This is a genomic window from Bradyrhizobium sp. SZCCHNR1043, from assembly GCF_032489675.1.
Lineage (GTDB): Bacteria > Pseudomonadota > Alphaproteobacteria > Rhizobiales > Xanthobacteraceae > Bradyrhizobium.
The window spans coordinates 198215-222726 of sequence record NZ_JAUEYN010000011.1 but is presented as its reverse complement, the minus strand read 5'-3'; the positions used below and the strand labels follow the sequence as shown (position 1 = coordinate 222726).

Here is a 24512-nt window from a genome sequence, read left to right as displayed (position 1 = left end):
CGCCGTTTTCTTTGTCGGCGCCTCGCTGCCATTCCAGGGCGACGCGCGATAGCGCGGTGGAATGGCGCAGGTGGCGTTCAATTGAACAGCCAATCGTCGACATGCATGAGCACTAATACGCTATTCCCTGCCACAACGAGAAATATGCAAAGCCAGAACACCAAGCCAAAAAAGTACATCTTGGGCTGCACGTCACGATCGTAGACGGCGCCACGACCAAGCAGCCGCCCAGTTCGCAGGGCGGTCCAGACGATCGGACCTCCGAACCAGAGCAGCACCAAAGGAAACACGGCAAAGCCGGCAAGCATGATTTTCAGAGCCATCAGAAGCAACCCAGACGTGGTGGAACCGGACACGATCTCATCATCTCAACCCGCCGATCAGCGGACAGGCCTATCGAGCCGAGCAAAGGGAGCGCGGGGAAAGTTGCCCCGGCACACGCCACAAGGTCCCCCGCCCCCGGCGCGATAGGCGCCCCCGAAACCACGGTGATCCCCAGCAATGGACTGCGGCTCCCGGCATCTCGGCGTTGTTAGGTGAGCAATGTATCCTTAATCCAAGGTCGCGCGATGAATGAGCTTCATACTTTACAACATACAACCTGTGGTTAAAATGTCACGATGGGTTGAAATTTACATACGAAACAACCAGACGTTATTGCCCACGGACCCGCGCACCGAATAGCATGGCTCGGGTCTGGTGGTGGGAGGCAACGATGCGTAACGCATCCATCGCAATCATTTCTGCTGTTTCAATCCTTCCATTTGCGCAGGCCGCGTCGGCGGCCGATCTGCCGCTAAAGGCCCCGCCCCGCGCTGCGCCGCTCGCCGTGTTTAGTTGGACGGGATGCTATGTCGGCGCGAACCTCGGCGGGGGCCAGGTGAAACACAACCTGACGACCGACGCGCCTCCGTTCCCGCCCAATCTCATCAGTGGCATTGCAAGAACGGCAATCAACAATGCCGGTCTGGCGAGCTCGAGTCACACCGGCATTACCGGTGGAGGACAGGTTGGATGCAACTGGCAGCCAACAACGGCAGGCTGGTCGCACCTGGTCTTGGGTATCGAGGGCGATTTCAACGGCATTGATGGCAACGTGTCGCGAAACACTGGCAATGTTGTCGAGCCGGTATCGGGGAGAACGGTTGCATCAGTCGACCACATTGGTATGAATTGGTTCGCCACGGTCCGAGGGCGCGTTGGCTGGGCCTTTGACCGATTCATGATCTATGGCACGGGCGGCGCGGCGATCGCCAATGTCGACGCATCAAAGAGATTTGCGTGGGATTTTGCCGACGGCTGCCCGATCGTGAACGGCTTGAATGAATGTCATGTCGGCGGCCGCAGCAGCACCCGTGTCGGCTGGACAGCCGGCGGTGGCGTCGAATGGGCATTCCGAGACCATTGGTCCGCGAAGGCTGAGTATCTCTACGCCGACCTCGGCAACTTCTCCTATTCGACTTTCAATAACGCACCCGGATTTGGCCCCCCTGGACAAGTAGCCAACCATACGGTGAGCACGAAACTCCAGATCGTTCGCGTGGGCATCAACTATCGCTTCTAGCGGACTACGTTGAATGCGTACTGAACTCGCAGAGCAACAATGGCGCTCCTTGGCGGTGCCGTTTGTCAATTGATTGCACTGTCACTGCCCCCGCAGCTGGTCCATCAACAGCGCGTACGATCTAGCGGCAAGTGGTTGGTCCGCTTATGGCACGAAACGTCGGTCCCCCGAATGGAGGGCGTATTTCCGAAGCTGGAGGTACACCGTCTGTACCATCACCCGACCGGCAACAGCCGGATTTGATGATTCTCTCTGCGGGGAAGCTGATGCGGCGCTTCGTTGAGCAAGAGCTTCTGCTCGCTCTTGGGCCCGAGCCCGGGAAGCGCCGCAATCTCACCGAGGTCACCCGGCAGCTCGCGCCTGAGCCGGTCAAGCACATCGAACTTGTGCGACGTTACGATGGCCTCGATCTTGCCCGCGAGGTCCTTGCCGATCCCAGGTAGCTCGGAGAGATCCTCGCCAGCCTTCAGCAGGCTGGTGATGCTCTTGGGCAGGCGCTCGATCAGGCGGGCTGCGTTACGATACGCGCGAGAACGGCCCTTGACCTCCAGGAGATCCGCGGTCTGGTCGAACATCTTGGCAATTTCGGCATTCTGAACCGGCATAGGCGCTCTCCACGCCTTCTAGGCGCACACCGGGCGTTCCGCTCTTGATACAGATGACGAGAATTAGCCGCAGCAACCTACTTCGTCTTCAAGTCGACAGCAGCGGCCAATTCTCGGAGCCGTGCCGCCACATGGACCGGATAGGACGAGCCGACCTGGAGTCCCTCAAGAGCTCTCGGCAGTCGCCCCAATTGAGTCCGGGCGTAGGCGCGGATATCCTGGAGCGAGGGCTGATGCGTGACCGGACGCCCTTGTTGCAAGACAGGGACGATCAGGGCTTCTCCCTCTCGGACATCATCTTCCGTCGAGAGCACGTCGGATGTCATGTGGCCGTCGGGATCATAGCGACGCCACACCTGCTTGCGGCCCGGCCAAGTCGCTTTGCCGGTCGAACGCTTTCGCCGCGGCGTGCCTGCATACTCTTGTAGCTTATAGGCGCAGTCGAGGGCGGGGGCATCGGAGGATGTCGCCAGGCTGGTGCCGATCCCGACACCGTCGATGGGGGCGGCCTCGCAAGCAAAGGAAGACAGCGCTTCTTCGTCGATGCCGCCGCTGACGAAAATGGTCACGTCCTCGAGATCGCCCTCATCAAGGATCCGCCGGACGCTTCTCGAGAGCGCCACCAGGTCACCACTGTCGATCCGTACTCCACGGATGGAAATGCCAAGGGCCCGCAGCCGGGGAGCCAAGGCCACCACCTTTCTGGCCGCCATCTCCGTGTCATAGGTGTCGATCAACAGCACGAGATCCTCCGGTCTTGCTCGCGCAAAAGCTTCAAACGCTGCCGTCTCGTCATCGAACGATTGGACGAACGAATGCGCCATCGTGCCATAGGAAGGGATTCCAAAGCATTTCTCGGCGAGAACGGTCGCAGTCCCGGCAAAGCCCCCGATATAGCTGGCGCGGGCTGCCAAAAGACCGGCTTCCGCGCCATGAGCCCGGCGCAGCCCGAAATCGACCAACAGCTTGTTCGGCGCGAGCAGCGCCATGCGGGCGGCCTTGGACGCGATCAGCGACTGGAAATGCAACAGATTGATCAAGCGGGTCTCGACGAGCTGAGCCTCGGGGAGAGGCGCCGTGACGCGGAGGATAGGTTCGTTGGCGAAGAATACCGTGCCCTCCGGCATGGCGTGGACATCACCGCTGAAGCGGAAATCCGCGATATAATGGATTAGGCTCGCGCTGAACCGGCCGCTTCGTACCAGCCAGCTCAGTTCGTCGTCGGAAAAGCGCAGACCTCGCAGGAACTCGAGCGCCTGCTCCAGACCGGCCGCCACCAGGAAGTTGCGCTGGGCCGGCAGCTTCCGGACGAAGAATTCGAAGACGGCGGTCTGCGTCTGGCCCGCTTCCAGATACGCCTGCACCATGTTCAGTTGGTACAGGTCCGTCAGGAGCGCGCTTGACGACGTATTCATGAGCAACCCCGAGATCAGGAGGCCGGTGTCGTCGTCGTCTTCGCCGGGAACCGCTTTAAGGTTGCGATGACCTCGTCATCGCTGACTTGGCCGAAGTCACGATAATAGTAGCCGATCGCGCCAAAGTCTCGCGGCGTGTCCAGGCAAACGACTGCATCGACCTCCGTGTGCAACCGCTGCAAGGTCTCGAGCGGCGCGACCGGGACGGCTAGGACCAACTCCTTCGGCTCTCGTCTTCGCAGCGCGCGGATCGCTGCGAGCGTCGTCGCCCCCGTCGCAATGCCGTCGTCGACGATGATCGCGACCTGCCCTTTGACGTCGGACCGCAGGCGACCGCCAAGATAAAGCTCGCGCCGCCTGTCGATCTCGGCAAGCTCACCGGCGCAGATGGCGTCGAACGTCTTCTCGCTCACGCCGGTCAGATCGATGACGTCCTGATTGCGAACGATAATCGGATCGTCTCCGTCCACCACCGCCCCGATCGCGAGCTCTGGCTGCATGGGCGCGCCGATCTTGCGCACCAGAACCAGATCGAGCGGCGCTTCCAACCGTTCGGCCACCTCAGCCGCCACGGGAACGCCGCCCCGAGGCAACGCCAGAATCACGGGATGGCGGCTCTTGTACTTCAGCAAGGTTTTTGCCAGCTGACGGCCGGCGTCTTCCCGGTCCTGAAACAACATGTCGGCAGATCCGCTTGAATTTTTGTCAGATTATTGCTCCGGCGCCCGGGATCGTTGATCGGTGTCAAACTGTCTCGGTCTTCGTTTGGCAAGTGATTGTCATGCTGGACCGCCAGAACGAGCTCACGACGGACGGTGCCGAGAACGTCAGCGTTTCTGCCCTTTCCGGCAAGGTCGCATTCCTGAGCCGCCCCGAGGGCTACACTCCCGTTCCCGACCGCCTTCAGACGCGCGAGACCCACATGTCCTGGGTCTTCATGAATGGCGGGCGGGTCTACAAGCTCAAGAAGCCGGTCCGTTTTGCCTATCTCGATTTTTCGACTCTGGCTCGCCGCAGGACGGCCTGCCTGGCAGAAGCCAGCCTCAACCACCGGCTGGCACCCGACGTCTATCTCGGCGTCGTTCCGCTGACCGAGACTGCTTCGGGGTACGCGATCGGCGGCTCCGGTCCGGTGGCTGACTGGCTCGTCGTCATGCGCCGACTGAACGAGGACGAAACGCTCGAGGCCATGCTGCGCAACGGCACCGCTCGCCAGACCGATGCCGACCAGCTCGCAGCGGTTCTCGCCGGGTTCTATTCGCATGCTTCGCGGGTCCTGATCGACCCAGAGACCTATTTGGCTTCGTTGCACGAAGCCGCCGTCCTCGATTTGCAAGTCCTGCTGAATCGACGCTTCGCCCTGCCGCACGGCACGATCTTGCGCGTTGCATCCGTTCAACGACGATTTCTCAAGCAGAACGCCCGGATCCTCATCGATCGGGTCTCGCAAAGGCTTATCGTCGATGGTCACGGCGACCTGAGACCAGAGCACATCTGGCTCACGCCTGCCCATCCGATCATCGACTGTCTCGAGTTCAATTCGCGTTTGCGGGCCAGCGATGCACTGGACGAGATCGCGTTTCTGCACCTGGAATGCGAACGGCTTGGCAGCCGATGGTTCGGCGACACGATCCGACAAGGGCTGGCACGCACGCTGCACGATGATCCGGCCAGCGGCGTATTCCTGTTTTATCGAGTTGGTCGCGCGATGCTACGGGCGCGCTTGTCCATCGCGCATTTGCTCGATGCCCGGCCGCGCACGCCGGAAAAATGGCCCCGCGTCGCGCGCCACTATCTCGCCCTTGCCGAAGCCGATGCAAAGCGGCTTGAACGGCTGCTCGCCCGATGATTCGAGCAAGGCTTCGTCAAGCCTGATACATCATCAAATCAGCCAGCGACTCGTTCTGATGCAGCCGTCTGATGGCTTCTGCCAGCAGCGGAGCCGCCGAGATCACCTCAAGCTTGGCGAGAACCGGACCCGGGCGCAGCCGAAACGGCGGAACGGTGTCCGTCGCGATAATGTGATCGATAGACGCGTCCGCAAGTGCCGTTTCCGCCCCCGGCATGAACAGGCCGTGAGCGACACACGCAATGACACTTCCTGCGCCGTGCGCGCGCGCCGCTTTCGCCGCACGCACCAGGGTTCCGCCACTGCTGATGAGATCGTCGACGACGACGCAGAACGCATCAGCCACGTCGCCGGCAAAGAGGTCGCCGGACACCCGGCCGGAGCTGCGATGTTTCTCGACGAAGGCCTTGCCTATGGGTCTCTGCAAGGCCTTTTGCAATGCCTCCCGCAACAGATCGGCCCGCTTGCCACCACCGAGATCGGGAGAGACGACGCTGATCGGCCTGTCGCCGGCGATTGATTTTATCCTTCCGATCAGCAGCGGCGCCGTGGTGAGTGCAATCGAAGGACAGCGGAATGCATTCTCGAAGGCAGCCTCGTTATGCACATCGAGCGTCACCATCCTGGCCGTGCCGACCGCCTCGAACAACGACGCCAGGTAACGGATCGTCACGGGATCATTCTCTTTCGTTCTGCGATCCTTTCGCGCATAGCAAAGATATGGCGTGACCGCGGTCACGCTCGTGGCACCTGCGTCTTTCAGTGCGCCGATCATGAACAACAGACGACAAAGCTTGTCGTTCGGACTCTCAATCGGACCTCCGTGAAGACTGTGAACGACAAAGACATCGCACCCGGCAACCGTATCGAGTGGCCGAACCTTGTGCTCGCCGTCTTCAAAGCTGCGCTCTTCGTGGGCCGCCAGCTTGCAACCCAATGAGGACGCAATCCGCTCGCCCAGCTCCGTGCTGCCATTCAAGGCAAAAAGGCGCAACCGATCGCTCCGCGTCCGTGCGGTACGAGGCGTCCAGCTACTGTCCATTGTGAGCACACCACCAATTGAGATGAGGAACCACCTACGTCCGCATGCCGTGTTTGCTCAGGAGCCTGACCGTGCTGGCCTGAGGCCCCTTTTCTCCGAGCTCCTCGACATAGCCGACACGCGCGCCGACGGCGATGTTCGCGCGGCCTTCCAGAACACTGTTGCAATTGAAATAGACCTCGTGGCCGTCGTCCGCCTCGAGGAACCCGAATTCGCCGCTAGGATCGATCCGTAGCACAGTGCCAACCGGCTCTCCTTGGTGGTGCTTCGTCTCGCGGTGCATCACAAGCACCTGATCCTGCAGTTGCCGCCGCGCCCGCTTGAAAGCGTCGTCCACTGCAAAGGTCGGGTCGGCATACCTTTCATCCTCCTTGGGCGTCCGGCCCACGTTGACTTCGCGCCCGTCGGGAAGAACGAGCCGGATGTTTACCTGGTACTGACCGCCCGTCTTGTGACGCTCGCCAGGGCCTCGCACGATGACGCGCCCTGCGGTCGCTCGACCGAAGCGCTTTTCCAGCTCGGAAATGTGCTGGCTGACCGCAGCTTGCAGCTCAGGAGACGGCGTCAGATTCTCGAATTCGATTTGAGCCGGGGTTTGCATGATCTTGCTCCTCAGAAAAGGCGACCGATCTGAGCACGCCGCCCGCGCACGGCCTTGCGCGAAATCAACCCGGCCCGACGCCCTCAACCAGGTAACTCGCCGCCGGTCCAGAACGCCCGGCGGCGCTCATTTTGTTGCCCTCCTTCGGGGAACTTTGCGGCAGGTCAAAGCAGGCCGAGGACAGGCTGCGACTAATTGACCATCTGTCTCTGTCCTGGGAGCGAGACCATGAGCACAACAACGGGTGTGACTGCATTGGATCATTCGGTTCAGGAAACCAATGTTTGGCTCAAAGCGATCGATGAGCAGTTGGCCCTGGAAAGCCGCCACCATGCCTACAATGCGTTGCGAGCCGTCCTGCACGCGCTGCGCGACCGTCTGCCGCCGGAGGTCGCAGCCAAGCTCGGCGCGCAGCTACCAATCATCGTGCGCGGCATCTACTACGAGGGCTGGCATATGGCGGCGACTCCGACCAAGGAGCGGCACATCGACGAATTTGTAGCGCATGTTGGCCGAGAGCTTCCGCCGCAATTTCCCATCGATCCCCTCACGGCCGCGCGTGGAATCTACGAAGTGCTATGGGAAAAGCTGGATCCCGGCGAATTCGAGAAATTGATGGCCCATCTTCCGGCCCAACTCAGAAACCTCCAGGGCTGACCCAGAAGGGCTGACCCAGAGCGGATGTGTCATGAAGATCGATCAAGCGTTCGACGTTCGCATTCCGCCTTTCGGGCTGGCAGGAACGCTGACCCTGCCGGAAAATGCGCGCGGCCTGGTCGTCTTTGCACACGGCAGCGGCTCAAGCCGATTCAGTATCCGGAACATTGCGGTCGCGCAGGGGCTGAATGAGCGCGGCTTTGCGACGCTGCTATTCGATCTTCTCACGCCGCAAGAAGAGCATGACCGCTCGAACGTTTTCAATATCGGAATGCTTGGAACGCGGCTGGTCGCAGCCGTCGACTGGCTTCAAGGCCTTAAACCGGCGATTGCCGGCCTCCCGGTTGGATTGTTCGGCGCCAGCACCGGCGCCGCGGCCGCCCTTGTTGCCGCGGCTCAATTGCCTCATCGAATTGCCGCCGTAGTCTCCCGCGGCGGCCGTCCGGATTTGGCTGGCGAGGCCTTGTCTCATGTCCATGCGCCAACCCTGCTGATCGTGGGCGGCGCCGACTCCGGCGTGATCGAGCTGAACGAGGAGGCGCTCACCCGGCTTGGCGGGCCAACGGAACTGGAAATCATTCCCGGCGCGACGCACCTGTTTCCAGAGCCGGGCGCAATGAACACCGTCATCGACCATGCCAGCCAGTGGTTCGAGCGATATCTGCGCACACCAGCGCCTGTCCCCACCTCAAGCTAGGAGAGAACCATGGAACTCCTGTCCGGCGCTTTTGTCGACCGATCGACTATTCCGCGACGCTTCACCTGCGACGGCGAAAACCTGTCCCCGCACCTGCAGTGGGCCAACGCACCCGAGGGAACCCGCAGTTATGTCCTGCTCTGTGACGATCCCGATGCCCCAAGCGGCACCTGGCATCATTGGGCGGTCTACGACATCCCACCCACGCAAACCGGCCTTGTGGATGGCGCAGCACAGAAGCCCGGGCTGAAGCAGGCCGCCAACGATTTCCGGAAGATTGGCTATGGAGGACCGTGTCCTCCGCCGGGACATGGCGTCCACCACTATCATTTCCGGCTCCTTGCGCTCTCGGCGGATCATCTGAATCTACGGGCGAATGCTTCGTGCCGCGACGTCGAACGCGAGGCGCGCAAGGTCACCCTTGCCGAGGCCACTCTGGTCGGCCTGTATCATAGATAGTCGCGTGCGAGACGCCGATCGTCACGACCGGCCCAATGTGCCTGGAACTTGCGCCCACAACGGTTTAGCGGACTCTCGACTGAACCCAAATATGAAGTAGGCGATAGGACACTCATCGTCTGAACCGAATGATGGACCAGCGAGACTGGGATCACCGCTGCGAGGGACACTGCCAGCAACCTCGGCCATTCCTCCGGACAGCACATGTCCACCTGCGATATGGACGGGAGGGCTGTAGGTGCGATCGCACGTGCCGGCGTCAGTGATGATGAGACCATTCCAATATCCGTCGTAGCCGTCACCCCGGCCGGAGATCGCCATCCGGTGCGCCTGCCGCGCATCCGCCGCACTGACGAAGGCAGCGGCTACGACCAGCATGGTCCAGAATCCTGCGCGACAAACGTTAGCGCGAATGGTGGGACCGGCGGCTATTGTCATTCCGGGTGCTTAGGGTGCGTCAGGCGTCCAAACTTAACTCGCTGATGTTCTGCCCTCGCCGAAGAAGCTCGTTCTGCACGCGTAGCAGCTCGAGTATCTCTTCATTCTGCGCCTGGAGCTTGGGCAGGACAGACATAACCAGCTTGGGTGGGGCGCCTTCCGGAAGGCTCGCCATTATCCACCCCATGTGGGCGAGCATCTTCTTGTTCACCCAATCACCTGCTGTGCGCGTCAAGCGATGCCGCGGCTCGACCGGAAGACACCGGAGCGCGACCACGCCGCCAACTGCGGCCAACCCCAGCACGACCAATTTGGTCATCCAAGTCATTCCGGCCTCCCTGCGCCGCGCACTACCACGCGCCTACGAAGATTCAGCCCTTCGCGAAAGCGTCTTCCAAAGCAGATAGCCGCCGAGCACGATCAAGATAATGGGCATAAGCGGCAAGGGCAGAGCAACAAGATCCCAGATGCCGGCCGCGAGCATGATGAGCCCCACGATTAAACCAAACATCTCGACCTTCAGGCCCCGTTGCTGTCGCACGATCTGCGCGCCTACAATGAGGACGCCGACTCCTACAAGGAACCAAGCCCAGGGCAGGTCGGCGAGCATGACGACACCGACCCAGATGAAGAACACCGCCCAGGCTGCTGAATCGATCTGGCGAGTGCGTTCGTCTCGGCTCGAAGGTCCCGGTGAGTCAGTCAAAGGCGACTGCACGGACATGGTGCACCTCTTTTGTAAAAAGATCGCGCCGTTACAGCCGACTGCTATTGATCTGGATCAACGGTGCTACTGGCTTTCATTTCGATCGGGTTCGTCCCAATCGACGCGAAGCGCCTCCCCGTCGACCGATCAGGAACGGCCTCCGAGGTGCCTGATCGCATTCTTTCGAAATGGCACAGCGCCCGCTTACCGGTCTTGAATGCTTGACTTGACCTCAATCAGTTTCATCAAGTCGAATATGCCTCATTCTAAATTTAAGATACGCGGCCAAGCCTTACAATTTGAGAACGATGCCCACCATCGCCGATCGCGAACGATATCTCCTACGCCTGTGCTCTACCGAATAGATCGACATCGATTGGTGCTAACGTCCATCGAAGGCACTGCGGTCAGTGGCAAGTTTGAATTTGTTCGCGCTCCAAGTACCAGGTCACTTATCTCGTACGCCGTCGCAATGCATGAGTTGGCGCACATCAAGGACCACAATCAGCGCAGCAACATTGTGCGTGCCCCTTGAGCTTGAGGACAGCGCAACATCGATCTTGTGATCAGGTATATCAGTTCAGAGGAAGATGCCCGACACGGCTTGCCGGAGCGGCCGCAACGCGCACGCGACTGGAGGCGAAGCGCGATCGGATCGAGGGCGAGCGGCAACGCATTGCAGAGCTGAACGAGGGACGACAGCGTGTCGAGGCGGAACGGGCCGCGCTTGCGGAAGCCCCCATCCCTGTGGCCCTGCATCCGGCAACCTTGGATCGCCATGTCGCGACCGTCGACGCGCTGGCGGAAAGGATGGCGGGCCACGCCAGTGCCGACGACGACCGAGGCACCCTGATCGACGATTTCCGGGCCCTCGTGCATGGCGTCGCGGTTCACCCGAAGGGACCCCAGGAGGACTTTGAGATTGAAGTCAAGGGAAAGCTGGCCGCATTGCTCGGGGCAGATGTGTTCCCAGAGGCCCACTACAATAGTGGGTCACGCGTGGTAGCGGGGGAGGGACTCGAACCCCCGACCCCAGGATTATGATTCCCGTGCTCTAACCAGCTGAGCTACCCCGCCACGGTGTTCGATCAAGGCAAGACCCGTCGAAGCGGGCGTCGGGGCCTTGTGAACGGGCGGCATATAAGGAGGCGTCTCCGTCCCTGTCAAGCAAAGCTCGCGGGCCGCAACGGTTTTCGCACCAGCGGATTTCTCGGCGACTCTCCAAGGCCTTGCGGATGTATCCGCCACTCGCCGAGGGGCACGGGCCGACGCGCGCAGGAGAGAGCGGCAGCTCGGCAATGCAGATCACAAGAGGCTCACTTCGGCTGCACGTTCGGATTGCCGCCGGGGCTGCCGGGCGGCGGAATCACCGGCGTCGTGCCGCCCTCGGGGGTCGGCGCGTGCATCTCCGGATCGACCCCGCTCGGCGGACACAACACGCCGTTGGTCTTCGCCAGCTTGTCGCCGAGCGGCTCGCCGGCGCGGCCGGTGGTGATGCCGTCGGGCGTCGCCGTCGCGCGGACGTTCGGCGCGCAGGCGGCATTCGCATCGGGCGCCGGCGCGGTCGCCTGCGGCGGTGTGGCCGGCGTCGGGGGCGCCTGGGCGTGGGCCGCAGCCGCGGCCAGTGCGAACGAGAGGAACAAGGATTGCCTAATGCTCATGACGGGGCAACGCAAACCCCGCGCTCGCGTTCCGCGCGGAGGGCATGGCAAAGCGCTGCCAGAGTATCTGGCGATCAGCCCTTGCGGTAGCGAATGAGCGAGAAGTGTCCGAGCGGCGGCATCGGCCGGCGCTCGGCCAGCGTGACGCCGCCATGCTTCGCGGCCCAGTTCACGAGGCGGGCCCAGGGGAACTCCGGCCGCCAGCCAAGCCGGCGCGCGATCGGCGCGAAAGCGAGCTCGAAGAGGCGGCGCGGGCCGCTCTCGGCGCCGATGTGGTTGACCAGGATCAGCTCGCCGCCGGGCTTCAACACGCGGATGAAATCATCGAGCGTCGCTTCGGGATCCGGCACCGCGGTGATGACGTATTGCGCGACCACCGCGTCGAAGAAATTGTCGGGAAAAGCGAGATGCTTCGCGTCCATCACCGCAAGCGTCTCGACGTTGAAGAGCTTCAGCTCGCGCACGCGGGCCTGCGCCCGCCGCAGCATCGGCTCGGAGATATCGACGCCGCAGATCTTCGTGGTCCGGGCATAGTCCGACAAAGACAGGCCGGTGCCGACGCCGACGTCGAGAATGCGGCCGCCGATGCGATCGGCTTCCGCGATGGTCGATTGGCGGCCCTGATCGAAGACCTTGCCGAACACCAGATCGTAGATCGGCGCCCAGCGCTCATAGGCCTTTTCGACCCCCGCGCGGTCGATGTCCCCCATGCCCCTGCCCCGAATGATGGATGCTGATCAGCCGCGGACCGGCTCGGCCACGCGCTGCGGCCTGATCACGTTGCCGCCCAAGCTGCTGCTTTCCGCAACAGCGCTCTGGATGAAGCCGCCGCCGAGCACGCGGGCGCGGCCGGACGCGGCATCGTAGAACACGCAGGCCTGGCCCGGCGAGACGCCCTCTTCGCCGGCGACGAGCTCGACCTCGTAATGGCCGTCCGCACCGCGCAGCCAGGCCGGCTGCGGCGGCCGCGTCGAGCGCACCCGCACGAACAATTCGAGGCCCTCGCGCGCGGCCGCGTCGAGCGCGCCGTCACCGATCCAGTTGACCTCGCGTAGCGTGATGCGATGCGTCCGCAGCGCCTCGCGCGGGCCGACCACGACGCGGCGGGTGGCGACGTCCAGCTTGACGACGTAGAGCGGCGCGCCGGCAGCGATGCCGAGGCCCTTGCGCTGACCGATCGTGTAGTTCGCGATACCGTGATGCACACCGAGCACGCGGCCCTGGAGATCGACGATCTCGCCCGGCTCCATCGCGTTCGGGCGCAGCTTGCCGATGATGTCGGTGTAGCGGCCGGTCGGCACGAAGCAGATGTCCTGGCTGTCGTGCTTGTCGGCGACCTCCAGGCCGAAGCGGCGCGCGAGCTCGCGCACCTCCGGCTTGGTCATGTCGCCGAGCGGAAAGCGCAGATAATCGAGCTGCTCGCGCGTGGTCGCGAACAGGAAGTAGCTCTGGTCGCGATCGCTGTCCGCCGCGCAAGTGAGCGCGCGCGATCCGTCCGCCAGCCGCCGCGAGGCGACGTAGTGGCCGGTGGCGAGCACGGAGGCGCCGAGCTCGCGCGCGGTCTTCAGGAGATCGCCGAACTTGATGGCGCGGTTGCACTCGATGCACGGCACCGGCGTCTCGCCCGAAGCGTAACTGGCGGCGAAATTGTCGATCACCGACTCGCGGAAGCGGTCTTCGTAGTCCAGCACGTAATGCGGGATGCCGAGGCGCTCGGCGACGTTGCGGGCATCGTGGATGTCCTGGCCGGCGCAGCACGCGCCCTTGCGGTGCGTCGCCGCGCCGTGATCGTAGAGCTGCAGGGTGATGCCGACGACGTCGTAGCCTTCCGACTTCAACAGCGCGGCCGTCACCGACGAGTCCACGCCGCCGGACATGGCGACGACGACCCTGGTGTCTTCGGGACGGCCTTCGAGATCGAGACTGTTGAGCATGATCCGGTCACTGCGATCGCGGCGTCAGGCAACGGGTTCCCGGCGCGGGAACGCCTCGCATGCGCCGTCTTTGCGGATGGCTTGCTTCCGGCGATCTCCGACAGGATGTCCTGATCGGAAACAACACGAAAGCATCTGTCTCTAATATAGGCGCACTTCCTGCGAAGCAATTGCGCCGGTCGCAGATGCCGGCGGCAAATCTTGCCGGCCGGGCAGAAATGGCGAGGACGCGGCGGGGGATCCACGCCGCGATCGATTCCATAAGAATTTGAATTTGTTGACTATTTTTGACAGAACTGGCTTGGCCCGCTCCTTGCTGAACTGCTTCGTCGAGTTCATCGCGAGAGGTTCCAAGGTGTTCAGCGTCACGTCAGACATCCAGGCCGGCACGGCTCTCAAGACCACGGCGCCGAGACAGTCCCGTCAGGATGCTCCGCAGCCGTCCGACAGCTTCTCGGCGCTGGTCGACGCCGCGACTCCGGATCCGTCGACAGCGTCGCCGCCCACCTCCACGTCGCCGTCACCGCGCGCCGGCAGCGCCTCCACCCCGAGCCGCGAGCCGGCGCGGGCCGGCGACGCCGATCGCACCACCCAGGCCAGGTCGCAGGACAAGCCGGCGGACAAGGCCAACGGCAGCAGTGCGGGCGCCGACGCCAGCGGTCCCGATACCACGGCCGACGCGACCACCGGCACGCCGACCAAGACCGATGCGGCCGGGACCGCCGACGGAAAGACCAGCGACGGCAAGACGGGCGACAAGAAGGACGGCGATCAGGCCGGCACGGATGCGAGCGCTGCAACGACCGCTATAGCCGAGCAGACCGTGGCCGTGCCGACGCCGGTCGCCGTCGCTATCCAGCCCGACATCACCCTCGCCAACCCCGCCACCGGCGATGGCACGGCGGACGGCGACGGCACATCCAACGCACCCGGCGCCACCGCGCTCGTCGGAGCATCCGGTGTTGGCCCGCAAGGCTCGGTCGATGCCGCGGCGGGTCTGCTGGCGGCCGCAGCCAAATCCACCGGCGCGGCCAAGGATGCCGACGGAGCCGGATCCGCCGCGGCGGCGCCCGAGACGGCAACGGCGGCCTCCGGCGACGCTGCCGCATCTGCCGATCAGACCTTCACCGCCGCGCTCGATACGGCCGTTCCCGGCGGCACCAAGACGACGGGCAAGCCGGGCACCCAGACCAAGACGGGGCTCGCCGACGGCGCAGCCGGCAAGGTCACCGAACCGGGCAATGGCGACGTCCAGGCCGCTCAGCAGCCGGGCCATGGCCCCCTCGCCCAACAGCCCGCTGTTGCAGCCAAGCCGGACTCCGTCGAGGCCGGCGACGGGAAGGCGAATGGCAACGTGCAGGCACCAGCCTCACATGATCGCAATGCCGCGCCGACGACCAGCCCGACCAACGCGCCGGCGCCCGACCCGAGCGCACAGGCCACGGCCGCCGTGCAGCCCCAGCTGTCGACGCCGGCCGTATCGACCAGCCAGATCACCTCGGCCAACCTGACCGCGACAGCCGCCACGGCGGCCGCTGTGCCGCTGCACGGGCTTGCCGTCGAGATCGCAGCCTCCGCGCTCAACGGCAAGAGCCGCTTCGAGATCAGGCTGGATCCGGCCGAGCTCGGCCGCATCGACGTCCGGATCGACGTCGACCGCAACGGCCAGGTGACCTCGCATCTGCGGGTCGAGAAGCCGGAGACGCTGGCGATGCTGCAGCAGACGGCGCCGCAGCTGCAGCAGGCGCTGCAGGACGCCGGCCTCAAGAGCAACAACAGCGGATTGCAGTTCTCGCTCCGCGACCAGAACTCGTCCGGCCAGAACGGCGGCGATTATCAACAGAATGGCAACGCACAACGCCTGATCGTGACCGAGGACGAAAACGTCCCGGTCCAGCTCGCCGGCCGGTCCTATGGACGGATGTTCGGCGCGCAAGGCGGCGTGGATATCAGGGTTTAACAGGAGGCTTCCATGGCAATCGGCGACGCAATCACGTCAAGCCCGCCAGTCTCGGGCACGACCAACACCAATTCGTCATCCGGAAACAGCAACCTCGGCTCGAGCGCAGGCTCGACGATTGCAGGCAACTTCCAGACCTTCCTGACGCTGCTGACGACGCAGCTGCAGAACCAGAATCCGCTGGATCCGCTCGACACCAACCAGTTCACCCAGCAGCTCGTGCAGTTCGCCGGCGTCGAGCAGCAGCTCAAGACCAACGACCAGCTGGCCTCGCTGCTCACGATGCAGCAGACGGCACAGGCGACCCAGGCGCTGGCCTTCGTCGGCAAGACCGCGGTCGTCGCCGGCGACACCACCAGCCTGTCCAGTGGAAAGGCGAGCTGGGGCCTCACCATCCCCAAGAACTGCAATCTGACGGTCAACATCATCAACAAGGCCGGGCAGACCGTCTTCACCGGCAAATATACGGCCAACGCCGGTGACAACCAGACCTACAGCTGGAATGGTCAGGGCAATGACGGCACGCAATGGCCGGATGGACAGTACAAGATCACGACGGTGGCGACCGACGCCACCAACGGCAATCCGGTTGCGATCAAGACCCAGGTCCAGGGCGCGGTGTCCTCGGTCGACCTGACCCAGCAGCCGCCATTGCTGACGATCGGCGGCCAGACCTACACGGTCAACCAGATCCGGCAGATCGTCGGCTAGCCCCCAAGGCTCGCAACCGGCTCCTGAGACCACGGATGCGCCTGCAGCTGAGCTTGAACATCAAGCTCAGCTGCCGCGGCGACATGTCAGCGTAAGCGCCGGAAATTCTTAACCAATCATTTACCACGATTCCGCTCCCGGGGCGTCTCGCCACCGGAAGTGGCGGCGTTCGCGCACATCGCCGGATTCGCGCCCTTGGCTTAGGCAAATTTTAAGCGAGGCGGCGTAGGGTCTTACCGTGAGTTCAGTGGTTAAGAGTTTGTGAGTACGCCATGACAGAACCCCATCGCCCGAGGGTGAAATACGTCATCGGGCCTGACGGCAGCCCGCTCACCATCGCGGATTTGCCTGCCCCAGGCACCAAGAGGTGGGTCATTCGCCGGAAGGCGGAAGTCGTTGCCGCCGTTCGCGGCGGCTTGCTATCCCTCGAGGAAGCGTGCAGCCGCTACACCCTGACCGTCGACGAATTCCTGTCGTGGCAGTTCTCGATCGACCAGCACGGTCTGGCCGGCCTGCGCACCACCCGAATTCAGCAATATCGCCAATAGATCGTTACCGACGCGACTGGACTTCTTCGAAAATCGGCTTGGCCCTGCCAAGCCGATTTTTTGCATGTCTACACTTTGTTAGGACCCTTTAACCACCGTTAACCATATCGAAACCTTCCCATAGGCAATAATTGCCCAGTGGTTCGTTTCAACCTCCGCAACCCGTCCCGCGAATGGCGGGGGCAGCGGCTGACATCGGATCGCCACCTGGAATGCGGGTGTTGGTGAAGGTTAAGGATTGAATTTCGCGATCTATGCAACCGGCCGTAAAGGCCCGCGAAGCTCAAATCACCTTTCAGCAGCCACCCGTCGAAATGCCGAACTATGGGGCAGTTGCTTGCAAGGTCTCTTGGACTTTCTGAAGGGTTTGGGCGCCGCGCGGCTCACCGCCATGATCGCAGTCACCGCTGCTCTGATCGGCTTCTTCGGTTTCGTCATCATGCGCGTGACGGCGCCGCAGATGACCACCCTCTTCACCGACCTGACCATGGAAGACTCCTCCAGCATCATCAAGGATCTGGAGCGGCAGGGCATCGCCTTCGAGATCCGCAATGAAGGCAGCGTGATCCTGGTGCCGAAGGACAAGGTCACCCGGCTGCGCATGAAGCTCGCCGAGGGCGGCCTGCCCAAGGGCGGTGGCGTCGGCTACGAGATCTTCGACAAGTCGGACGCGCTGGGCACCACGAGCTTCGTCCAGAACATCAACCATCTCCGCGCGCTCGAGGGCGAGCTCGCCCGCACCATCCGCGCCATCGACCGCGTCCAGGCGGCACGCGTCCATCTCGTCCTGCCGGAGCGGCCGCTGTTCTCGCGCGAGACCCCGGAGCCGTCCGCCTCGATCGTCGTGCGCGTGCGCGGCACCCTCGAGCCGGCGCAGATCCGCGCCATCCGCCACCTCGTCGCTTCCGCCGTCAACGGCCTGAAGCCGCAGCGGGTGTCGATCGTCGACGAGGCCGGACAGCTGCTCGCCGACGGCACCCAGACCGACATCGACCAGCAGGTCGGCGACGAGCGCCGCAACGCCTTCGAGAAGCGGATGCGCAAGCAGGTCGAGGACATCGTCTCCTCGGTCGTCGGTGCGGGCCGCGCCCGCGTCCAGCTCTCCGCCGACTTCGACTTCAACCGCATCACTCAGACCTCCGACCGCTACGATCCGGAAGGCCGCGTGCTGCGCTCGAGCCAGACCCGCGAAGAGCAGTCCGCGACCAACGAGAGCAACGGCCAGGTCACGGTCAACAACGAGCTGCCGGGCAACCAGCAGAACCAGCCGCCGCAGCAGCCGCGGGACCAGAGCAAGAAGACCGAAGAGACCAACAATTACGAGATCTCCCGGACCACCAAGACGGAGGTCACCGAGGCCGGACGGGTCAACCGCATCTCGGTCGCGGTGCTGGTCGACGGCGCCTACTCCAAGAACGAAAAGGGCGAGCTGGTCTATCAGGAGCGCAGCAAGGACGAGCTCGACCGCATCGCCGCGCTGGTCCGCTCCGCAATCGGCTTCGACCAGAAGCGCGGCGACCAGGTCGAGGTGGTCAACCTGAAATTCGCCGACGCTCCCACGGTGCCGCAGATCAACGAGCCCACCGGCTTCCTCGGCATGCTCCACTTCACCAAGGATGACGTCATGTACGTCATCGAGCTCGCGGTGATGATGCTGCTCGGCATTGTCGTCGTGTTCATGGTGGTGCGGCCGCTGGTGAAGAAGATCATTGCCACCGAAGAGGTCGCCGCCCTGGGCGGCGGCCTGCCGGCGCTCACCGACGAAACCGTCCAGGCAGCCGCTCACGCCCAGCAGACCGCCAGCCTGATCGACGTCGCCCAGGTCCAGGGCCAGGTCCACGCCCAGTCCGTCCACCGGGTGGGCGAGCTGGCCGACCGCAACCCGGGCGAAGCCGCCGCCATCATCCGCCAGTGGCTCGCCGAGCCGCAGCAGAACTGATCCCACCGACGTGAACCGCCTGAACTGAAAAGAACGTAGACGCCATGTCGCTGCCGCAGACCCAGAACGCCAACGCCAACAACAACGACATTTCCACGGTGATCGCGACGCTGGCGAGCCGCCAGGCGCAGCGCCCGAAGACCGAGCCCTTGAGCGGCCCGCGGCGCGCTGCCGTGATGATGCTCGCGCTCGGCGAGCAGTATGGCGGCAAGATCTGGCAGCAGCTCGATGACGACGAGGTGCGTGAACTGTCGCTCGCGATGTCGACGCTGGGAACCATCGAAGCCGACGTCGTCGAGGACCTGATGCTCGAATTCGTCTCGCGCATGTCTGCTTCCGGCGCGCTGATGGGCAATTTCGACGCCACCGAGCGGCTACTGCAGCAATATCTGCCGCCGGAGCGCGTCAACGGCATCATGGACGAGATCCGCGGCCCCGCCGGCCGCAACATGTGGGAGAAGCTCTCCAACGTCCAGGAAGAGGTGCTCGCCAACTACCTCAAGAACGAATATCCGCAGACCATCGCGGTCGTGCTGTCCAAGCTGAAGCCGGAGCATGCCGCGCGCGTGCTCGCGATCCTGCCCGAGGACATGGCGCTCGACGTGATCGGCCGCATGCTCCGCATGGAAGCGGTGCAGAAGGAGGTCATCGAGCGGGTAGAGCAGACCTTGCGCACCGAATTCATGTCGAACCTGTCGCAGACCCGGCGCCGCGACGCCCACGAGGTCATGGCCGAGATCTTCAACAATTTCGACCGCCAGACCGAGACCCGCTTCATCACCTCGCTGGAGGAAGATAACCGGGAGTCAGCCGAGCGCATCAAGGCGCTGATGTTCACCTTCGACGACCTGATCAAGCTCGATTCCGCCTCGGCGCAGACGCTGCTGCGCAATGTCGACAAGGACAAGCTCGGCGTGGCGCTCAAGAGCGCCAACGAGGAGGTGCGCAACTTCTTCTTCGGCAACATGTCGTCGCGCGCCGCCAAGATGCTGCAGGACGACATGGCCGCCATGGGACCGGTGCGACTGCGCGACGTCGACGAGGCGCAGGCCCTGCTCGTCAATCTCGCCAAGGATCTCGCCGCCAAGGGCGAGATCATGCTCAGCAAGAACCGCGCCGACGACGAACTGGTGTATTGATGGCTCAGCCCGCGAAATTCCTGTTCGATACCGACTTCGCCGCGCCGGAGAAGACGACGCGGGAGCGTGCGGCCACGTCCGCCGAGATCGCACAGAAGGTCGCGGCCGCCGAAGCCGCCGCCTACCGCAACGGCTACGAGGCGGCGCAGCGCGAAGCCAAGGTCGAGGCCGACCGCCGCGTCGCGTCGGCTCTGGAGCAGATCAACATCCAGTTGCAGGGCATCTCCGCCCGCTTCGAAGGCATCGAGCAGCGGATGGAAACCGAGGCCGTCGATGTGGCGGTCGCCGTCGCTCGCAAGCTGTGCGCGGCGCTGATCGAGGCGGAGCCGCTCGGCGAGATCATCGGCCTCGTGCACGACTGCTTCGCGCATCTGGTCGCCACGCCGCACCTCGTGCTGCGCATCAACGAGACGCTGTACGAGCTCGCCCGCGAGAAGATCGAGAAGCTCGCCAAGCAGAGCGGCTTCGAGGGACGCCTCGTGATCCTCGCCGAGCCGGAGATCGCGACCGGCGACTGCCGCATCGAATGGGCCGATGGCGGCGTGGTGCTGGAGCGCGCTGCGATCGACGCCAAGATCAACGAGCTGGTCGGACGCTACATGGCGTCCAGGAAGAACTAGGCCGCTGTGGCGGTCGAAGGAGTTTAAGTCATGAGCGACAACGAGATCCCGCTTCCCGACCTCAATTCCGCGGACGCGCCTCCCCTGGGCGGGGACGTCGGCTACAATGAAGAAGAGCATGCCGCGCGCATCGCGGCCGACCTCGAGGCAGTGTTCGACGTCCCGGTTCAGGTCTCGGCCGTGCTCGGCCGCTCGAAGATGGATGTTGGCGAGCTTCTGAAGCTCGGGCCCGGCACTGTGCTCGAGCTCGACCGCAAGGTCGGCGAGGCGATCGACATCTACGTCAACAACCGGCTCGTGGCACGCGGCGAGGTGGTTCTGGTCGAAGACAAGCTCGGCGTGACGATGACCGAAATCATCAAGTCCGACCGCAACTGACAGGCATGACCTGCGTGCCGATCGAGAGCGGCGCGACCGAATAGGAGACCAACATGCGGCTTCTCATCGTCGGAACGCTGAAGGGCCAGTTGACGACGGCCACCAAGATCGCCATGGAGAACGGCGCCACCGTCACCCATGCCGAGGACAACGAGCAGGTGATGCGCGTGCTGCGCGGCGGCAAGGGTGCCGACCTGCTGCTGGTCGACGTCGCGCTCGACATCCGCGACCTGGTGATGCGGCTCGACGCCGAGCACATCCACGTGCCGATCGTCGCCTGCGGCATCACCAGCGATGCACGCGCCGCGGTCGCCGCCATCCATGCCGGCGCCAAGGAATACATTCCGCTGCCGCCGGATCCCGAGCTGATCGCGGCGGTGCTCGCCGCCGTCGCCAACGATTCGCGCGACCTCGTCTATCGCGACGAGGCGATGGCCAAGGTGATCAAGCTCGCCCAGCAGATCGCCGGCTCCGACGCCTCGGTGATGATCACAGGCGAGTCCGGCACCGGCAAGGAGGTGCTGGCGCGCTACGTCCACACCCGCTCGGCCCGCGCCAAGCGTCCCTTCATCTCGATCAACTGCGCCGCGATCCCGGAGCATCTGCTGGAATCCGAGCTGTTCGGCCACGAGAAGGGCGCCTTCACCGGCGCGGTCGCCCGCCGCATCGGCAAGTTCGAGGAGGCCAATGGCGGCACCCTGCTGCTCGACGAAATCTCGGAAATGGACGTGCGGCTGCAGTCCAAGCTGCTGCGCGCGATCCAGGAGCGCGTGATCGACCGCGTCGGCGGCACCCGCCCGGTGCCGGTCGATATCCGCATCATCGCGACCTCCAATCGCAACCTTGCCGACGCCGTTCGCGAGGGCACGTTCCGCGAGGACCTGCTGTTCCGCCTCAACGTCGTCAACCTGAAGATCCCGCCGCTGCGCGAGCGCCCCGCCGACATTCTCGAGCTGGCGCAGCATTTCGCGCGCAAATACTCCGATGCCAATGCCGTGCCGCTGCGGCCGATCTCGGCGGAAGCCAAGCGCATCCTCACCACCAATCGCTGGCCGGGGAACGTGCGCGAGCTGGAGAACACGATGCATCGCGCGGTGCTGATGGCGCAGGGCGACGAGATCGGGCCGGATGCCATCCTCACGCCGGACGGCACCCGTCTCGACATCGGCAAGACCCAGCCTGCCGTCGCGCATGCTACGATGGCCGCGGAACAGGTCACACGCGCTTTGGTCGGCCGCACGGTCGCCGATGTCGAACGTGACCTGATCCTGGAGACCCTGAAGCACTGCCTGGGCAACCGGACACATGCGGCCAATATCTTGGGCATCTCGATCCGCACGTTGCGCAACAAGCTCAACGAATATGCCGACGGCGGCGTGCCGATCCCGCCGCCAGGCTCCGGCGACACGCCGCGCGTGCCGAGCGCCGTATAATCTGCCCATCCGGATCGTTCTCGGCGGCGCGCTGGCCCTCGGCGCGCCGCTTGCCGTTTCGCCGGCTGATGCCGCAACGCGCGGCGTGCTGTCCGGCTGCTGGGAGCAGACGTCGCACGCACCGCTCGTCAATCCGTCGTCGGGTCAGGAATGGGGCGCCCGGAGCTGGTGCTTCGCAGGCAAGGGCAAGCTGATCTCGCGAACGATCGCCTGTGGCAGGGAGGGCTGCGACGGCTGGGACAATGAACGCAGCTATCGCTGGCGGCCGCCCACCCTCTCGTTGTCCGATGCCGAGACGTCGCCGGATGGCGGGCGCATCAAAGTGTGGCGCCGCTGCCGCGTGCAGTTTCTGACCGACGATTGGATGCAGCTACAGGACTGTCAGCAGTCCCCGGATCCGTGGGTTCGCGAGAACACGCCGGCGCGTCGTCGCCGGGCACCACCTCACGAATAGTTCGGCGCCTCAGGATTGCGGAAAATGTGAATGGGATCGCCGGGCGTGAACTCGCGTTGCGTCAGCACGGCATAGGCATAGAGCGCGAGATAAAGGATCGCGACGGTGCCGATCACGTAGAGCGCCCAGGTTCCGATCCGTTTCATCAGCTCCGCCGCAAACACCGCCTCAAGGCCGCGGTGCTTTTACGGCGTTCAGCTTCGGGACGCCACCCTGCGACCAACCGCCGCTCACCCCCTACGGCACGTCCTGCGGATCGGCCCCGCCGAGGGGGCCAAGTCGGGCGATGTCCGCGTCGCGGTCGACGTGCACATAGCCGCCATGCCAATACGCCAGGGCTGCCGCTTGCGGCGCCACCTCGACATGCACCACGCGGCCGATCACGATGCCATGGGAATGCCGCTCGATGATCTCCTCGACCTCGCAGTCCAGCGCGGCGAGCGCCCCGACCAGGAGCGGCACGCCGGTCACGTGCTTGCGCCACTCGGCGCCGGCAAACCGCTCGGCGCCTCTGAGACCGCCTTTACCCGAGAACCGCTCGGCCACGCCGATCTGGTCCGCGGCGAGCAGATTGGCGCCGAAAACACGCTCCCGCTGCAGGATCGGCCAGGACGAGGCGTTCCGATTGAGGCTCACGATCACGGACGCCGGCTCGATCGAGAGCGATGACAGCGAACTCACCGTCATGCCGGTGACCTCATCGCCCCGCCCCACGGTGATCACGCTCACGCCCCCGACCAGTTGGCGCATCGCGGAGCGGAAATCGGGCTGAAGCGCGGTGACGTCGGGCATGAGGCGGACGATGGAGTTCATTGCGATATCATCTCCTAACCCGTCGTGCCCGGTCCGAGCAACTGGCCCAGGATCGAGCCTTCCAGCGCCGCAAGCTCCGCAGAGCCGCGCTGGCGCGGGCGCGGCAGATCGACCCTGATGTCCTCGGCGATCCGGCCATTCTCGATGACCAGAACCCGGTCGGCCAGGGCCACGGCTTCCGCCACGTCATGGGTGACCAGGATTGCGGTGAAGGTTTGATCGGCCCAGACCCGCTCCAGCAGCCGCTGCATCGCGATCCGCGTCAACGCATCGAGGGCGCCGAGCGGCTCGTCGAACGCCAGCAGGCGCGGACCGCTGACGAGCGCGCGCGCCAGAGCGACGCGCTGCTTCTGGCCGCCGGACAGCACCGCCGGCCATTGGTCGCGCTTGTCGGCGAGACCGACTTCCTCCAGCGCCTGCCGCGCGCGCTCATGCGCGCCGGCGGCCTTGCGCTCGCGGCCGAGGCCGACCTCGACATTGCCGAGCACCCGCGCCCACGGCAGCAGCCGCGGTTCCTGGAACATGACGCGGACGTCCTCGGGCCGCGCCGCTGCTTCACCGAAGCTGATGCTGCCCGACGTCGGTTTGTCCAGACCTGCGATCAGGCGGAGCAGCGTGCTCTTGCCGCAGCCACTCTGACCGACGATCGCGACGAACTGACCGGCCGGAATCTCGAGATCGATGCCGCGCAGCACCTCGTTGTCGCCGAACGCCTTGCGAAGGCCGCGGATCACCAGCGGCAAGCCGCGCGTCTCGGTCTCGGGTTTGGCCGGGGTCACGCCTGGCTTCCTCGCGCGGCGGAAGGCCTCAGCCTGCCCGATCACGTCAGTGCCGTCGATCGCCTCGGTGCCGGACACGGGAATTCGGAGCGCTTGCTGCATTTGCGAAC

General features: G+C 64.2%; 29 protein-coding genes and 1 tRNA gene. 14 read left to right on the top strand and 16 right to left on the bottom strand.

The genetic code is table 11. The features are described from left to right. Window positions 1-77: 77 nt before the first annotated feature. Window positions 78-356 carry a hypothetical protein gene (locus tag QX039_RS20780; protein ID WP_315733821.1) on the bottom strand — a complete coding sequence of 93 codons (279 nt, stop codon included), beginning with the start codon at window positions 354-356 and terminating at the stop codon, window positions 78-80. Window positions 357-715: 359 nt separating this feature from the next. On the opposite strand from QX039_RS20780, the gene QX039_RS20775 reads away from it, so the two are divergent. Then, the gene (locus tag QX039_RS20775) at window positions 716-1564 is read left to right on the top strand and encodes an outer membrane protein (protein ID WP_315733823.1); all 849 of its coding nucleotides are present in this window, start codon (window positions 716-718) and stop codon (window positions 1562-1564) included. Between the two features lie 215 nt (window positions 1565-1779). Here QX039_RS20775 and QX039_RS20770 read toward each other — a convergent pair whose 3' ends face one another. The 3 genes from QX039_RS20770 to QX039_RS20760 all read right to left on the bottom strand — a co-directional run bounded on the left by QX039_RS20770 (window position 1780) and on the right by QX039_RS20760 (window position 4264). After that, window positions 1780-2169, bottom strand: coding sequence for a helix-hairpin-helix domain-containing protein (locus tag QX039_RS20770; RefSeq protein WP_315733824.1), 390 nt, complete (start codon window positions 2167-2169; stop codon window positions 1780-1782). 77 nt (window positions 2170-2246) lie between these two features. After that, on the bottom strand, window positions 2247-3584 hold the full coding sequence (locus QX039_RS20765; protein WP_315733825.1) for a nicotinate phosphoribosyltransferase: 1338 nt from the start codon (window positions 3582-3584) through the stop codon (window positions 2247-2249). Between the two features lie 14 nt (window positions 3585-3598). Then, a complete protein-coding gene (locus QX039_RS20760; protein ID WP_315733827.1) occupies window positions 3599-4264 on the bottom strand; it encodes a phosphoribosyltransferase in 666 nt (221 codons plus the stop codon). A 101-nt stretch (window positions 4265-4365) separates the two neighbouring features. Here QX039_RS20760 and QX039_RS20755 point away from each other — a divergent pair, with 101 nt between their 5' ends. Continuing rightward, complete coding sequence (locus QX039_RS20755; protein WP_315733829.1) at window positions 4366-5433, top strand: hypothetical protein; 1068 nt, start codon at window positions 4366-4368, stop codon at window positions 5431-5433. A 16-nt stretch (window positions 5434-5449) separates the two neighbouring features. On the opposite strand, the gene QX039_RS20750 is transcribed toward QX039_RS20755, so the two are convergent. Together QX039_RS20750 and QX039_RS20745 are read right to left on the bottom strand one after the other, a co-directional pair. Next, a complete protein-coding gene (locus tag QX039_RS20750) occupies window positions 5450-6427 on the bottom strand; it encodes a ribose-phosphate diphosphokinase (protein ID WP_315733831.1) in 978 nt (325 codons plus the stop codon). 82 nt (window positions 6428-6509) lie between these two features. Continuing rightward, window positions 6510-7076: an HPF/RaiA family ribosome-associated protein gene (locus tag QX039_RS20745; RefSeq protein ID WP_315733833.1), complete on the bottom strand. Its 567-nt coding sequence runs from the start codon at window positions 7074-7076 to the stop codon at window positions 6510-6512. 228 nt (window positions 7077-7304) lie between these two features. Here QX039_RS20745 and QX039_RS20740 point away from each other — a divergent pair, with 228 nt between their 5' ends. From QX039_RS20740 to QX039_RS20730, 3 genes are read left to right on the top strand one after another with little or no spacing between them, the layout of a single operon-like run. After that, on the top strand, window positions 7305-7733 hold the full coding sequence (locus QX039_RS20740) for a DUF2267 domain-containing protein (RefSeq protein WP_315733835.1): 429 nt from the start codon (window positions 7305-7307) through the stop codon (window positions 7731-7733). 31 nt (window positions 7734-7764) lie between these two features. After that, window positions 7765-8430: a dienelactone hydrolase family protein gene (locus tag QX039_RS20735; RefSeq protein ID WP_315733837.1), complete on the top strand. Its 666-nt coding sequence runs from the start codon at window positions 7765-7767 to the stop codon at window positions 8428-8430. Window positions 8431-8439: 9 nt separating this feature from the next. Beyond that, window positions 8440-8889, top strand: a complete 450-nt coding sequence (locus QX039_RS20730; RefSeq protein WP_315733839.1) for a YbhB/YbcL family Raf kinase inhibitor-like protein — start codon at window positions 8440-8442, stop codon at window positions 8887-8889. Window positions 8890-9346: 457 nt separating this feature from the next. On the opposite strand, the gene QX039_RS20725 is transcribed toward QX039_RS20730, so the two are convergent. The 7 genes from QX039_RS20725 to mnmA form a co-directional block, all read right to left on the bottom strand. Further along, entirely contained in the window at window positions 9347-9655 is a 309-nt protein-coding gene (locus QX039_RS20725; RefSeq protein WP_315733842.1) for a hypothetical protein, read from the bottom strand. Window positions 9656-9688: 33 nt separating this feature from the next. Then, window positions 9689-10051, bottom strand: coding sequence for a hypothetical protein (locus tag QX039_RS20720; RefSeq protein WP_315733844.1), 363 nt, complete (start codon window positions 10049-10051; stop codon window positions 9689-9691). 486 nt (window positions 10052-10537) lie between these two features. Next, the gene (locus tag QX039_RS20715; protein ID WP_315771897.1) at window positions 10538-11014 is read right to left on the bottom strand and encodes a hypothetical protein; all 477 of its coding nucleotides are present in this window, start codon (window positions 11012-11014) and stop codon (window positions 10538-10540) included. 19 nt (window positions 11015-11033) lie between these two features. After that, window positions 11034-11110, bottom strand: a tRNA-Met gene (locus QX039_RS20710). Between the two features lie 239 nt (window positions 11111-11349). Then, window positions 11350-11694, bottom strand: a complete 345-nt coding sequence (locus tag QX039_RS20705; protein WP_315733848.1) for a hypothetical protein — start codon at window positions 11692-11694, stop codon at window positions 11350-11352. Window positions 11695-11768: 74 nt separating this feature from the next. Further along, window positions 11769-12404: a class I SAM-dependent methyltransferase gene (locus QX039_RS20700; RefSeq protein WP_315733850.1), complete on the bottom strand. Its 636-nt coding sequence runs from the start codon at window positions 12402-12404 to the stop codon at window positions 11769-11771. 27 nt (window positions 12405-12431) lie between these two features. Further along, on the bottom strand, window positions 12432-13628 hold the full coding sequence (mnmA, locus tag QX039_RS20695) for a tRNA 2-thiouridine(34) synthase MnmA (protein ID WP_315733852.1): 1197 nt from the start codon (window positions 13626-13628) through the stop codon (window positions 12432-12434). A 355-nt stretch (window positions 13629-13983) separates the two neighbouring features. On the opposite strand from mnmA, the gene QX039_RS20690 reads away from it, so the two are divergent. From QX039_RS20690 to QX039_RS20650, 9 genes are all read left to right on the top strand, one after another. Then, window positions 13984-15588 carry a flagellar hook-length control protein FliK gene (locus tag QX039_RS20690; protein WP_409998863.1) on the top strand — a complete coding sequence of 535 codons (1605 nt, stop codon included), beginning with the start codon at window positions 13984-13986 and terminating at the stop codon, window positions 15586-15588. 12 nt (window positions 15589-15600) lie between these two features. Next, window positions 15601-16299: a flagellar hook assembly protein FlgD gene (locus tag QX039_RS20685; RefSeq protein WP_315733856.1), complete on the top strand. Its 699-nt coding sequence runs from the start codon at window positions 15601-15603 to the stop codon at window positions 16297-16299. A gap of 272 nt (window positions 16300-16571) precedes the next feature. Continuing rightward, complete coding sequence (locus QX039_RS20680) at window positions 16572-16847, top strand: DUF1153 domain-containing protein (RefSeq protein ID WP_002714638.1); 276 nt, start codon at window positions 16572-16574, stop codon at window positions 16845-16847. A 337-nt stretch (window positions 16848-17184) separates the two neighbouring features. Next, the gene (fliF, locus tag QX039_RS20675) at window positions 17185-18786 is read left to right on the top strand and encodes a flagellar basal-body MS-ring/collar protein FliF (RefSeq protein WP_315733858.1); all 1602 of its coding nucleotides are present in this window, start codon (window positions 17185-17187) and stop codon (window positions 18784-18786) included. Between the two features lie 44 nt (window positions 18787-18830). Continuing rightward, window positions 18831-19925: a flagellar motor switch protein FliG gene (fliG, locus tag QX039_RS20670; protein ID WP_315733860.1), complete on the top strand. Its 1095-nt coding sequence runs from the start codon at window positions 18831-18833 to the stop codon at window positions 19923-19925. After that, window positions 19925-20545: a FliH/SctL family protein gene (locus QX039_RS20665; RefSeq protein ID WP_315757304.1), complete on the top strand. Its 621-nt coding sequence runs from the start codon at window positions 19925-19927 to the stop codon at window positions 20543-20545. The genes fliG and QX039_RS20665 overlap by 1 nt, the downstream gene beginning before the upstream one ends. A gap of 30 nt (window positions 20546-20575) precedes the next feature. Further along, window positions 20576-20923, top strand: coding sequence for a flagellar motor switch protein FliN (fliN, locus tag QX039_RS20660; protein WP_315733864.1), 348 nt, complete (start codon window positions 20576-20578; stop codon window positions 20921-20923). A 53-nt stretch (window positions 20924-20976) separates the two neighbouring features. After that, complete coding sequence (locus tag QX039_RS20655) at window positions 20977-22356, top strand: sigma-54 dependent transcriptional regulator (RefSeq protein ID WP_315771895.1); 1380 nt, start codon at window positions 20977-20979, stop codon at window positions 22354-22356. Further along, on the top strand, window positions 22286-22810 hold the full coding sequence (locus QX039_RS20650; protein ID WP_315733868.1) for a hypothetical protein: 525 nt from the start codon (window positions 22286-22288) through the stop codon (window positions 22808-22810). The genes QX039_RS20655 and QX039_RS20650 overlap by 71 nt, the downstream gene beginning before the upstream one ends. Here QX039_RS20650 and QX039_RS20645 read toward each other — a convergent pair. The 3 genes from QX039_RS20645 to QX039_RS20635 all read right to left on the bottom strand — a co-directional run bounded on the left by QX039_RS20645 (window position 22801) and on the right by QX039_RS20635 (window position 24504). Then, window positions 22801-22956, bottom strand: a complete 156-nt coding sequence (locus QX039_RS20645; protein ID WP_315733870.1) for a hypothetical protein — start codon at window positions 22954-22956, stop codon at window positions 22801-22803. The two genes, QX039_RS20650 and QX039_RS20645, sit on opposite strands and share 10 nt — an antisense overlap. Window positions 22957-23047: 91 nt before the next feature. Next, window positions 23048-23623: a flavin reductase family protein gene (locus QX039_RS20640; protein WP_315733872.1), complete on the bottom strand. Its 576-nt coding sequence runs from the start codon at window positions 23621-23623 to the stop codon at window positions 23048-23050. A gap of 14 nt (window positions 23624-23637) precedes the next feature. Next, window positions 23638-24504 carry an ATP-binding cassette domain-containing protein gene (locus tag QX039_RS20635; RefSeq protein WP_315771893.1) on the bottom strand — a complete coding sequence of 289 codons (867 nt, stop codon included), beginning with the start codon at window positions 24502-24504 and terminating at the stop codon, window positions 23638-23640. Between the last annotated feature and the right edge of the window lie 8 nt (window positions 24505-24512).

Excerpts from the sequence above, each read along its gene's own strand:
- QX039_RS20725 (WP_315733842.1), bottom strand. The coding sequence starts at position 9,655 with ATGACTTGGATGACCAAATTGGTCGTGCTGGGGTTGGCCGCAGTTGGC.
- QX039_RS20740 (WP_315733835.1), top strand. The coding sequence starts at position 7,305 with ATGAGCACAACAACGGGTGTGACTGCATTGGATCATTCGGTTCAGGAA.
- QX039_RS20700 (WP_315733850.1), bottom strand. The coding sequence starts at position 12,404 with ATGGGGGACATCGACCGCGCGGGGGTCGAAAAGGCCTATGAGCGCTGG.
- QX039_RS20685 (WP_315733856.1), top strand. The coding sequence starts at position 15,601 with ATGGCAATCGGCGACGCAATCACGTCAAGCCCGCCAGTCTCGGGCACG.
- QX039_RS20735 (WP_315733837.1), top strand. The coding sequence starts at position 7,765 with ATGAAGATCGATCAAGCGTTCGACGTTCGCATTCCGCCTTTCGGGCTG.
- QX039_RS20765 (WP_315733825.1), bottom strand. The coding sequence starts at position 3,584 with ATGAATACGTCGTCAAGCGCGCTCCTGACGGACCTGTACCAACTGAAC.
- QX039_RS20745 (WP_315733833.1), bottom strand. The coding sequence starts at position 7,076 with ATGCAAACCCCGGCTCAAATCGAATTCGAGAATCTGACGCCGTCTCCT.
- QX039_RS20775 (WP_315733823.1), top strand. The coding sequence starts at position 716 with ATGCGTAACGCATCCATCGCAATCATTTCTGCTGTTTCAATCCTTCCA.
- QX039_RS20720 (WP_315733844.1), bottom strand. The coding sequence starts at position 10,051 with ATGTCCGTGCAGTCGCCTTTGACTGACTCACCGGGACCTTCGAGCCGA.
- fliG (WP_315733860.1), top strand. The coding sequence starts at position 18,831 with ATGTCGCTGCCGCAGACCCAGAACGCCAACGCCAACAACAACGACATT.
- QX039_RS20645 (WP_315733870.1), bottom strand. The coding sequence starts at position 22,956 with ATGAAACGGATCGGAACCTGGGCGCTCTACGTGATCGGCACCGTCGCG.
- QX039_RS20680 (WP_002714638.1), top strand. The coding sequence starts at position 16,572 with ATGACAGAACCCCATCGCCCGAGGGTGAAATACGTCATCGGGCCTGAC.
- QX039_RS20640 (WP_315733872.1), bottom strand. The coding sequence starts at position 23,623 with ATGAACTCCATCGTCCGCCTCATGCCCGACGTCACCGCGCTTCAGCCC.
- QX039_RS20655 (WP_315771895.1), top strand. The coding sequence starts at position 20,977 with ATGCGGCTTCTCATCGTCGGAACGCTGAAGGGCCAGTTGACGACGGCC.
- QX039_RS20730 (WP_315733839.1), top strand. The coding sequence starts at position 8,440 with ATGGAACTCCTGTCCGGCGCTTTTGTCGACCGATCGACTATTCCGCGA.
- QX039_RS20650 (WP_315733868.1), top strand. The coding sequence starts at position 22,286 with ATGCCGACGGCGGCGTGCCGATCCCGCCGCCAGGCTCCGGCGACACGC.
- QX039_RS20770 (WP_315733824.1), bottom strand. The coding sequence starts at position 2,169 with ATGCCGGTTCAGAATGCCGAAATTGCCAAGATGTTCGACCAGACCGCG.
- QX039_RS20665 (WP_315757304.1), top strand. The coding sequence starts at position 19,925 with ATGGCTCAGCCCGCGAAATTCCTGTTCGATACCGACTTCGCCGCGCCG.
- QX039_RS20705 (WP_315733848.1), bottom strand. The coding sequence starts at position 11,694 with ATGAGCATTAGGCAATCCTTGTTCCTCTCGTTCGCACTGGCCGCGGCT.
- mnmA (WP_315733852.1), bottom strand. The coding sequence starts at position 13,628 with ATGCTCAACAGTCTCGATCTCGAAGGCCGTCCCGAAGACACCAGGGTC.
- QX039_RS20635 (WP_315771893.1), bottom strand. The coding sequence starts at position 24,504 with ATGCAGCAAGCGCTCCGAATTCCCGTGTCCGGCACCGAGGCGATCGAC.
- QX039_RS20760 (WP_315733827.1), bottom strand. The coding sequence starts at position 4,264 with ATGTTGTTTCAGGACCGGGAAGACGCCGGCCGTCAGCTGGCAAAAACC.
- fliN (WP_315733864.1), top strand. The coding sequence starts at position 20,576 with ATGAGCGACAACGAGATCCCGCTTCCCGACCTCAATTCCGCGGACGCG.
- QX039_RS20755 (WP_315733829.1), top strand. The coding sequence starts at position 4,366 with ATGCTGGACCGCCAGAACGAGCTCACGACGGACGGTGCCGAGAACGTC.